The organism is Sinosporangium album, assembly GCF_900100605.1.
Classification (GTDB): domain Bacteria; phylum Actinomycetota; class Actinomycetes; order Streptosporangiales; family Streptosporangiaceae; genus Sinosporangium; species Sinosporangium album.
Genome location: NZ_FNCN01000088.1, coordinates 1 through 1,510 on the forward strand (window position 1 = coordinate 1; position 1,510 = coordinate 1,510).

The 1,510-nt window shown below is 61.9% G+C and carries 1 protein-coding gene and 1 pseudogene; one reads left to right on the forward strand and one right to left on the reverse strand.

Annotation, left to right across the window (positions count from 1 at the left end; genetic code table 11):
* Positions 1-496: hypothetical protein (locus BLQ73_RS31955; protein ID WP_218126106.1), on the reverse strand; the 496-nt coding region annotated here is incomplete at its 3' end.
* Between the two features lie 142 nt (positions 497-638).
* Here BLQ73_RS31955 and BLQ73_RS30740 point away from each other — a divergent pair.
* Positions 639-1,409: pseudogene (locus BLQ73_RS30740) on the forward strand (transposase family protein).
* Positions 1,410-1,510 lie beyond the last annotated feature (101 nt).

The following is a 1,510-nucleotide window of genomic DNA, read 5'->3' on the forward strand; positions in this document are numbered from 1 at the left end:
CTTCCCTTCTGTAGCGCCTTGCTCGATGATCGGCAGTGAACCACACCTGCTGGACGACATGCAGCCAGCTCTGATGCGCCTCCGGCGGGTAGGTCGACCACCGTCCCGGCGCAGTGGGACTACCCGTTGCCCATTGAGGCCAGATTTCACGCGCATATGGATAGGGGATGCCATACCCAGAGAGATTCAGAAGGAGACCCCAGTCATAACCTGCCTCTTCTTGTGAACGCGAACCTATCACCTCTATTTGCCCCACATAGTAGGATCCGATAACCTTTCCGTCGAACTTTAATACCTCGACCTCAACACGCTCCAGTAATGGCTTGTCGACAGATTTCTCCAACGACGCTTCACGTGCAAGGATAACCCCGGACTCATGCGCCTCTGAATCAATAAAAAAGCCATCTATATCGGTCGCACTAAATAATATCTGCCGAGATTCCTCATGAACGAAGCGATACAGGGGTGCAGTATTCTTGCCCATATTGATATCCAATCAATGAGGCTTTTTCATCCTCCGGCGGTGGCCCCGCTGGTCACAGCCTGATCGCGGATCCGGCGCTCGACCCATGAAAGGGAGAAGCTCCTGATAGACGGGTTGATCACCACAACCAGACCCGTCAAACCAGGAGCTTCACGTGCTTTTCTACCGTGCCGCCGTCGATTTGTCGCGTGCAACGCTGAACTACTTCGCCGGACTGCTCCGCCGCCGACGCAAGGCTGTGAGGTCGGCCTGGCGGCTGCTCAATCCGGGGCGGCAGGCGCTGCTCGTGCTGGCCCATCTGCGTAAAGGCGAGACATTCGCCGAGCTCGGAGCCGGTTTCGGAGTGTCGGCGACGACCGCGTGGCGCTACGTCGAGGAGGCGGTGCCGCTGCTGTCGGGGCGTTCGCCGAAACTCGGGCTGGTGCTGCGCAAGGCCGGGCGGGACGGGCTGCGGTACCCGGTGCTCGACGGGACGCCCATCCGCACCGACCGGGTCAGGGCCGACCGGCCGTACTTCTCCGTCAAGCACCGGTCCCATGGGGTGAACGTCCAGGTCATAGCGTCACCGGAGGAGGCGCAGCTGTGGACGTCGGGGGCGCTGCCCGGCGGGGTCCACGACCTGACGGCCGCCCGCGCATGGGGCATTCCACGCGAACCGGGCAGGGCCGGGATCCTCACGCTCGCGGACAAGGCCTACCAGGGGGCGGAGGGGCCGATCGCCACGCCGTACAAGGGCAGGGGCAAGCCCGACTCGTAGAAACGGGCCAACCGTGCGCACGCCCGCCTCCGCGGTCCGGGGGAACGCGCGAACGCGCAGCTCAAGAGCCGGCGCATCCTCCGCAAGCTCCGCTCAAGCCCCAGCAAGGCCGGGCACCTGTGCAAGGCGATCGCCGTTCTTCAGAACTACCAGGTCGCCCGAGGATGAAATGGGTGCAGTGATCGTATTGGCGGCTCTAATCTCGAATCACTTCGACTCCAAATTCATCGAATATATCGAGGAGCGTTTCGAGCCATTCGCTGTCAAGG